Consider the following 7,492-nt stretch of genomic DNA (forward strand, 5'->3'; position numbering starts at 1 on the left):
TTGCGCTTCGTAGCCAAAAAACAATCCGGAGACAGCACCCAGCACTCGCCCATGCATTCTGATGCTCGCCCCGATTCCCCCGACTCGTCCGGCTCGCGCCCCGCGAAGCCGTCCCTCCACCGCAGCCTGCAGGCGCGCCATCTGCGAATGATCGCGATCGGCGGCTCGATCGGCACGGGCCTGTTCGTCGCGTCCGGCGCATCGATCTCGCAGGCCGGCCCCGGCGGCGCGATCGTCGCGTACATGCTGATCGGCCTGATGGTCTATTTCCTGATGACGAGCCTCGGCGAAATGGCCGCGTTCATGCCCGTGTCGGGCTCGTTCGCAACCTACGGCTCGAAGTTCGTCGACGAAGGCTTCGGCTTCGCGATCGGCTGGAACTACTGGTACAGCTGGGCCGTCACGCTCGCGGTCGAGCTCGTCGCCGCGCAGCTCGTGATGAACTACTGGTTTCCGCACGTGCCGGGCGTCTGGTGGAGCGCGCTCTTCCTGACACTGATTTTCGCGCTCAACGCGCTGTCGGTGCGCGGCTTTGGTGAGGCCGAATACTGGTTCGCGCTGATCAAGGTGCTGACGGTGGTCGCGTTCCTCGGCGTCGGCCTGATGATGATCATCGGCATTCTGAAGGGCGGCCCGAGCGCAGGCTGGACCAACTTCACGATCGGCGACGCGCCGTTCGCGGGTGGCTTGCCGGCGCTGATGGGCGTCGCGATGATCGCCGGCTTCTCGTTCCAGGGCACGGAAATGATCGGCGTCGCGGCCGGCGAATCGGAAAACCCGCGCACGACGATCCCGCGCGCGGTGAGCCAGATCTTCTGGCGCATCCTGCTGTTCTACGTGCTCGCGATCTTCGTGATCGGCGTGCTGATTCCCTATACCGACCCGAGCCTGCTGAAAAGCGACGTGACCGATATCGGCGTGAGCCCGTTCACGCTGGTGTTCCGCCACGCGGGCCTCGCAGTCGCGGCCGGCGTGATGAACGCGGTGATCCTGACGGCCGTGCTGTCGGCCGGCAACTCGGGCATGTACGCGTCGACGCGGATGCTCTACAACCTCGCCGTCGAAGGCCGCGCGCCGAAGATCTTCGCGAAGCTGTCGCGCGGCGGCGTGCCGCGCAATGCGCTGTATGCGACGACGGCCATCGGTGCCCTCTGCTTCCTCACGTCGCTGTACGGCGACAAGACCGTGTACCTGTGGCTGCTGAACACGTCGGGCATGGCCGGCTTCATCACGTGGCTCGGCATCGCGATCAGCCACTACCGTTTCCGCAAGGGCCTGCTGAAGCAGGGCTACCGTCTCGACCAGCTGCCGTACCGGTCGAAGTGGTTCCCGTTCGGGCCGATCTTCGCGTTCGTGCTGTGCGCGGTCATCGCGCTGGGCCAGGACTACCAGGCGTTCCTTGGCGACAAGATCGACTGGGTCGGCGTCACCGCGACCTACATCGGCGTGCCGTTCTTCTTCATCATCTGGCTCGGCTACGCGCTCGTGCGCAAATGCAAGCTGGTCCGCTACGAGGACATGGAGATCGCGCCGTGGATCGAACGCAACGCGAAGGCCGAAGCGGCCGAGGCGGCCGAAGCCCAGGCCCACGCCGGGAACCCGGGCTACATCGCCCGTCCCGCGAACCCGACGTCGGGCGCGTGACGAAACACATCGAGCCGGCGGCTGACTGAACAGCGCCGCCGGTTCGTCCCGACACCCCCATTCGACGCGGCGCGTGCGTTCAGGCAAGATCGACGCACGCCGTCCGTTTTTTTCGCCGTTTACGAGTCACCGAATCACATGCAGAACTTCTACGAAGCCACCGTTACCCGCCAGCCCTATCCGCAACTGACCGGCACGATCGACACGCAGGTGTGCGTCGTCGGCGGCGGGCTCGCCGGCCTGTGCACGGCGCTCGGTCTCGTCGAGCGCGGCGTGCATGACGTGGTCGTGCTCGACGGCGAACGGGTCGGCTTCGGCGCGTCCGGCCGCAACGGCGGCTTCGTGTTCGGCGGCTACAGCCTCGACAACGCGGACCTGCTGCGCACGCTCGGCCGCGACGAAGGGCGCCGGCTGTACCGGCTCACTGTCGACGCGGTCGACCTGATCCGCGCGCGGATCGCGCGCTACGGCATCGACTGCGACATCGTCGACCAGGGCGTGATGCTCGCCAACTGGTTCGACGATCCTTCCCGGCTCGACGGCGTGCGCGCGCTGATGAAGAACGAACTCGGCGTCGACTGGGAGCCCGTCTCGACGAACGCGCTGCGCGAGCGGCTGAACACGCAGCGCTATTACGGCGGCCTGTTCGAGCCGAACGCCTTCCACTTCCACCCGCTCAAGTACGTGCTCGGCGTCGCGGCCGCTGCCGCGCGCGGCGGCGCGCGCATCTACGAACGTTCGGCCGCGCTCGGCATCGCGCGCGAAGGCGCCGGGTACGTCGTGCGCACGGCCCAGGGCACGGTGCGCGCGAAGGACGTCGTGTTCGCGTGTGGCGGCTACGCGCGCGGCGTGTCGCCGCGCATCGAGCGCGCGGTGCTGCCGATCGCGACCTACGTGATCGCGACCGAACCGCTCGGCGAGCGCCTGCCGGACGCGATCGACGCGCCGTATGCGATCTACGACACGCGCTTCGCGTTCGACTACTACCGCCCGCTGAAGGACACGCGCATCCTGTGGGGCGGCCGGATCTCCGTGCTCGACCGCGGCCCCGACGCGATCGCGCGCCTGCTGCGGCGCGACCTGCTGCGCGTATATCCGCAACTGGAAGGCGTGAAGGTCGACTACGCGTGGGGCGGGTTGATGAGCTATGCGCGGCACAAGATGCCGCAGATCGGCCGCGACGCGGACGGCGTGTGGCACGCGATCGCGTTCGGCGGCCACGGGATGGCACCGACCACGGTCGCCGGCGAAGCGCTCGCGGCCGCGCTGGCCGAAGGCCGGCCGGTGCCGGAAGGCTTCAACGCGTTCGGCCTCACGCGCACGTTCGGGCTGGCGGGCCTCGCCGCCGCGCAGCTCACGTACAGCGCATACCAGGCTCGCGACGCGCTCGCGTCCTGCCGCCGCTGAGCGGCGGCTACGGCGGCCGAAACCGCCCTGCCGATTAGAGCGCGAGGTCGGCCGGGCGGGGATTTCCCACATGCTAGAATGGCTTTTCCAAGCCGCCGAAGCCACAATAAAGTCACATGAAAGCAGGAAGCAAGGCCGCCACGTCCGCCCCCCGCGCGCTTCCGTCCGATGCGCGGCGCAAATACGATCCCGAGCAAACCAAGCGCAACATCCTCGACGTCGCCACGCAGGAATTCTCCGCGATGGGCCTCGCCGGCGCGCGCGTCGATGCCATCGCCGAGCGTACCAACACGACGAAGCGGATGCTCTACTACTACTTCGAAAGCAAGGAAGGCTTGTACGAGGCCGTGCTGGAGAAGGTGTACGGCGACATCCGCGCACTCGAGCAGGAGCTGCACGTCGGCGACATGGAGCCGCGCGAGGGCATGCGCCGCCTCGTCGAATTCACGTTCGACTATCACGACAAGCATCGCGACTTCGTCCGCCTCGTGTCGATCGAGAACATCCACGGCGCGAAGTATCTCGAGCAGCTCAAGTCGTTCAAGAACCGCAACGTCAGCATCATCAAGACGCTCGAGGAACTGGTCGAGCGCGGCGCGGCGAGCGGCGCGTTCCGTCAGGACATCGACGCGTTCGACCTGCACCTGCTGATCAGCTCGTTCTGCTTCCACCGCGTGTCGAACCGCTACACGTTCGGCGCCGCGTTCGGACGCGATCCGTCGGCGCCGCGCCTGCGTGCGCGGCATCGCGACACGATCGCCGACGCCGTGCTGCGCTACGTCGCCGCATAAGCGGCGCCGTCAGCCGGTTTCCCCCGCCAGCCACACGTCGGGCGCGCGCCATCCGCGCCCGTCGCGCGCTCATGCGTCAGTCCGTCGGCGCGGTCGACGCCAGTGCGATCCGCGCCTTCTCTTCCGGGCTTCCCGCCACGTAATACTTCTTCGCCCAGCTCGAATCGGGCGCCAGCGCGAGCCGTGCATGCGCGCCCGTGCCCCCGTCCGTGCCGTGCTGCTTCGCATTGATCGTCAGTGCCCGCGCGCGATAGTGCTCGTAAAGCCGCAGGAATTCCGCGAGATAGATCGCCGCGATGCGCGGGTCGCGGATCTCGAGCAGGTTCTCGTCGTTGAACTGCTCGGAGTTGCGGCTCATGTTCGCCGAGCCCGTATAGACGACCGGATGCGCGCCCTCTGCATCGATCACGATGAACTTGTGGTGGATCACGACGGGCGGAAAGGCCGGCGCCAGTTCCCCCGGGAACAGGCGCAATTCGGGCTCGAAACCCTGCGGCACGGTGGCCGGCGAGAAATACGCGGCATCGATCACGTCATGGTTGTCGCGGCTGCGGTGGTACAGCTCGAGGTTCGCGAGCGTCGCCGCATCGACCGTCTGGCCGGCCTGCTGCTCGGCATCGGCCTTCGTCGCGCTGCCGACGTTGATCTTGTTCACCAGCCCGAACATCATCAGCCCGCGGTCGCCGGCCGCGAAGCACGCGTCGCGCAGCGCCGCGTCGGTCGGCATGAACAGGCAGAACGACACCGAATGCTTCGCGGCCGCGATCGCGGCGACGATCGTGTCGATCTCGGTGCGCTGCCCCGCCGGCTCCGGCGAAAACGCGAGCCGCACCTGCGCACTGCCGATCGTCATCGGTTCCGACCAGCCCGGCGACAGCTTCGCCGTCTCCGCGATCGACGGATTCCCGGCCAGTGCATGCGCACGCGCGTTGTACAGCGCGGCAAGCGCGGGCGAATCGAACGCGTGCAGCACGTTCGCCTGCTCCGTGAGCCCCTCGGTCGTGAAGTTCGCGGAGCCGGTCAGCACGCGCGCGGGCACCGGGTTCGACGACGCATCGGTCACGATGAACTTGTCGTGCATGATGTGCGTCTTGTCGCGCGGCGCAAGCGTCGCGAGACCCTGCAGCGCCTCGACGGCCGGCTGGTTCGGCGACGGCAGCGGCGGCTTGCCCTTGCGCGCCGTCGTGTGCGCGTCGTAGACGATCGCGAGCGACGCTTCGCCGTGCTGGCGTCCGAACGCTTCGAACGCGGGCAGCGCCCACAGCGTGTCGGTCAGGTGATAGACGGCCGACGCCGCGCGCGACGCGGGGTCGAGCATCTCCGCGAACACCTGCTCCATGTCGTTCGCAAGCCACGTGCGCAGTTTCAGCGCCTGCGCGTCGCTCGGCGCCGCATTCGGCGCGAGGCCCAGCGCCGCGACCTGCTTTGCGAAGGCTTGCGAGCTGACCACCGCGCGGTTGAACCACGTGCCGATGCCGTCCTCGATGTGCGCGGGCAGCACCACGTCGCACACGCCCGCTTGCGCGTCGAGCACCTGCAGGTTCGCCGGCGTGCCGACGACCGGATACACGTCATAGCGGAACGACGCGCCGCGGTCCTGCGGATCGATGCGCGCATCCCACCACATGAATTTCTGGATCGGCGCCTGGTCGGTCGGCGCGTCGCCCTGCGTGTGCGCGGCCGGGCCGTCGAACGTCAGGCGGTTCGGCAACCAGCTGTTCGGCGCGCGCGTCTTGCCGTCGGCCGACCAGAAGCCCGGCGTGCGCCGGATCGCGAAGCCGAGGAAATCGGACCGCGACGCCGCATCGGGCCAGTCGAAGGCCAGCAGGACCAGGGTCGGGGAAAGATAGCTGCGCACGCTGACGGTCATTCGTTGCTCCCTGGCCTTGCGGCCGGTCGAGGTGAATGGGTCAGTCTTGACGGCGGTTCTTCCCTGGGGATGACGGTTCGATGAACCTTGTATGTCGGACGCGCGTCAGTCGCACACGAGCAGTTCGATCCCGCGCGCGGTCAGCGCACGGCGCACGGCCTTGTCGGGCGCGCGTTCGGTCACGAGATAGCGGGCGGCGGCCGTGCCGTTGATCCGCACCGGCGTCACGCGGCCGAATTTCGAATGGTCGGCGACGATCATCGCGGTGCCGGCCGCCGCGATCATCCGGCTGCGCACCTCGGCCGCGAGCCGCGAGTAGTCGGTGCATTCGCCGTCGGGCGTGATGCCGCCGGCGCCGACGAACGCGAAATCGACGTGGTACTGCGCAAGCTGCTGGATCGTGTCGAACCCGAAGGTGGCGTCCTCGTCGTCGGACAACTCACCGCCGAGCAGCGTCACGCGGTTGCCGTTGCGCCGGGCGAGCACGAACGCGGTGCGCCAGTCGTTCGTGTAGATGGACAGCCGGTGCCGGTCGGCGAGCGCGAGCGCAACCGCATGCGGCGTGCTGCCCGAATCGATCAGCACCGACGCATCGTCTGGCACGAATTCGGCCGCGCGCCGCCCGATCGTGCGCTTCGCTTCCGCGTTCGCGGCTTCGCGCTCGGACAGGCTCGGCTCGCGGCGGTCGGCCGCCAGCGCGCCGCCGTGCGTCATCACGAGCAGGCCGCGTGCGGCCAGTGCGTTCAGGTCGCGCCGCACGGTCTCGCGCGACACGTCGAGCGAGCGGACGAGTTCCGCAACCGACAATGCGCCCGACCTTCCAAGCTCCGACAGGATGAATTGATGACGTTGTTCCGCCAGCATCGCGTGTGCGCCCGAGGCGACTGGTAATGGGTAAGCCACCCATTGTATTACGGCCGTTTGACCGGCATTTGACTGCGGCGGGAAACCTGCCGGGCCGCGTTTCCCGAAAGCGAAATTCTGTATTGCCTGACGCGCGCGAATCGACGCGGCGCCGGTTGCTACACTTTGCGCTTCGCCGAATGACAGACCAAGCAAAGGGGCTCGCGCCATGTATCGCAAAGGCAGTGTGATCGAAATCCAGTTTCCGCCCGAACGTCTCAACGACGCGGCCGGCGATCCGTACTGGATCGACCTGACGCTCGACGAGGCGCGCCGGCTCTACGAACAGCTCGCCGCGCGCTTCGCGACCGACGCACGCGCGAACCAGCCGCTCGACACGTTCTCGATCGACTGATCCCCGCGGCTTCGCGCTCGCCCGCTCCGCATGCGGGGGGGCGCCCCTCTCCTTCCCCCGGCCCCGCCCGGCCCGCGCAGGCGGCCGCATGCGCGGTACGCATGAGTGCAGGATTCGACAAGACGCCGGCCTCGCTTCCCCCGATACTGGCTGGCTTTACGATTCTGTCCGGCCGCCTCGCGGCCCGCCACGCATGCTGACCTCGATCGTCGCCGCGGCCTTCGTCGCACTCTGGTCCACCGGCTTCATCGTTGCGCGGGCAATCAAGCCCTACGCCGATCCCAACCTGTTCCTGCTCGCGCGTTTCGCGGGCACGGCCGCGCTATTCAGCGCGGTGGCGCTCGTCGCGCGCGCGCCGTGGCCGGCCCGGCGCGAATGGCCACGCCACCTGATCGCGGGCGCGCTGCTGCAGGGCGTCTATCTCGGCGCGAGCTACTGGGCCGTCGCGCAAGGGCTGAACGCGGGTGTCATGGCGCTGCTCGGTGCGCTGCAGCCGCTCGCCACCGCCGTGCTGGCCGTCCC

The 7,492-nt window shown here is 68.2% G+C and carries 6 protein-coding genes and 1 pseudogene; 5 read left to right on the forward strand and 2 right to left on the reverse strand.

Annotated features, from left to right (window positions below; all coding sequences use genetic code 11):
* Positions 1-51: 51 nt before the first annotated feature.
* The 3 genes from JYJ84_RS23400 to JYJ84_RS23410 all read left to right on the forward strand — a co-directional run bounded on the left by JYJ84_RS23400 (position 52) and on the right by JYJ84_RS23410 (position 3,842).
* Positions 52-1,644, forward strand: coding sequence for an amino acid permease (locus tag JYJ84_RS23400; protein WP_122948035.1), 1,593 nt, complete (start codon positions 52-54; stop codon positions 1,642-1,644).
* 138 nt (positions 1,645-1,782) lie between these two features.
* Positions 1,783-3,051 (forward strand): FAD-binding oxidoreductase, encoded by a 1,269-nt coding sequence (locus JYJ84_RS23405; protein ID WP_122948036.1) that lies wholly within the window; start codon positions 1,783-1,785, stop codon positions 3,049-3,051.
* Positions 3,052-3,167: 116 nt separating this feature from the next.
* Positions 3,168-3,842 (forward strand): TetR family transcriptional regulator, encoded by a 675-nt coding sequence (locus JYJ84_RS23410; RefSeq protein WP_122948037.1) that lies wholly within the window; start codon positions 3,168-3,170, stop codon positions 3,840-3,842.
* Positions 3,843-3,918: 76 nt separating this feature from the next.
* Here JYJ84_RS23410 and JYJ84_RS23415 read toward each other — a convergent pair whose 3' ends face one another.
* Complete coding sequence (locus JYJ84_RS23415; protein ID WP_175222966.1) at positions 3,919-5,712, reverse strand: phospholipase D-like domain-containing protein; 1,794 nt, start codon at positions 5,710-5,712, stop codon at positions 3,919-3,921.
* 105 nt (positions 5,713-5,817) lie between these two features.
* Positions 5,818-6,576 (reverse strand): DeoR/GlpR family DNA-binding transcription regulator, encoded by a 759-nt coding sequence (locus JYJ84_RS23420; RefSeq protein ID WP_089451863.1) that lies wholly within the window; start codon positions 6,574-6,576, stop codon positions 5,818-5,820.
* A 208-nt stretch (positions 6,577-6,784) separates the two neighbouring features.
* On the opposite strand from JYJ84_RS23420, the gene JYJ84_RS23425 reads away from it, so the two are divergent.
* Together JYJ84_RS23425 and JYJ84_RS23430 are read left to right on the forward strand one after the other, a co-directional pair.
* Positions 6,785-6,970 (forward strand): hypothetical protein, encoded by a 186-nt coding sequence (locus JYJ84_RS23425; protein WP_006480515.1) that lies wholly within the window; start codon positions 6,785-6,787, stop codon positions 6,968-6,970.
* 193 nt (positions 6,971-7,163) lie between these two features.
* A pseudogene (locus tag JYJ84_RS23430) lies at positions 7,164-7,492 on the forward strand (EamA family transporter); the annotation flags it as partial.

This window comes from Burkholderia sp. LMG 13014, assembly GCF_905232215.1.
Lineage (GTDB): Bacteria > Pseudomonadota > Gammaproteobacteria > Burkholderiales > Burkholderiaceae > Burkholderia.

What these genes read in the sequence shown, in the direction of transcription:
- JYJ84_RS23415 (WP_175222966.1), bottom strand. Translation starts at nt 5,712, where the DNA reads ATGACCGTCAGCGTGCGCAGCTATCTTTCCCCGACCCTGGTCCTGCTG.
- JYJ84_RS23405 (WP_122948036.1), top strand. Translation starts at nt 1,783, where the DNA reads ATGCAGAACTTCTACGAAGCCACCGTTACCCGCCAGCCCTATCCGCAA.
- JYJ84_RS23400 (WP_122948035.1), top strand. Translation starts at nt 52, where the DNA reads ATGCATTCTGATGCTCGCCCCGATTCCCCCGACTCGTCCGGCTCGCGC.
- JYJ84_RS23420 (WP_089451863.1), bottom strand. Translation starts at nt 6,576, where the DNA reads ATGCTGGCGGAACAACGTCATCAATTCATCCTGTCGGAGCTTGGAAGG.
- JYJ84_RS23425 (WP_006480515.1), top strand. Translation starts at nt 6,785, where the DNA reads ATGTATCGCAAAGGCAGTGTGATCGAAATCCAGTTTCCGCCCGAACGT.
- JYJ84_RS23410 (WP_122948037.1), top strand. Translation starts at nt 3,168, where the DNA reads ATGAAAGCAGGAAGCAAGGCCGCCACGTCCGCCCCCCGCGCGCTTCCG.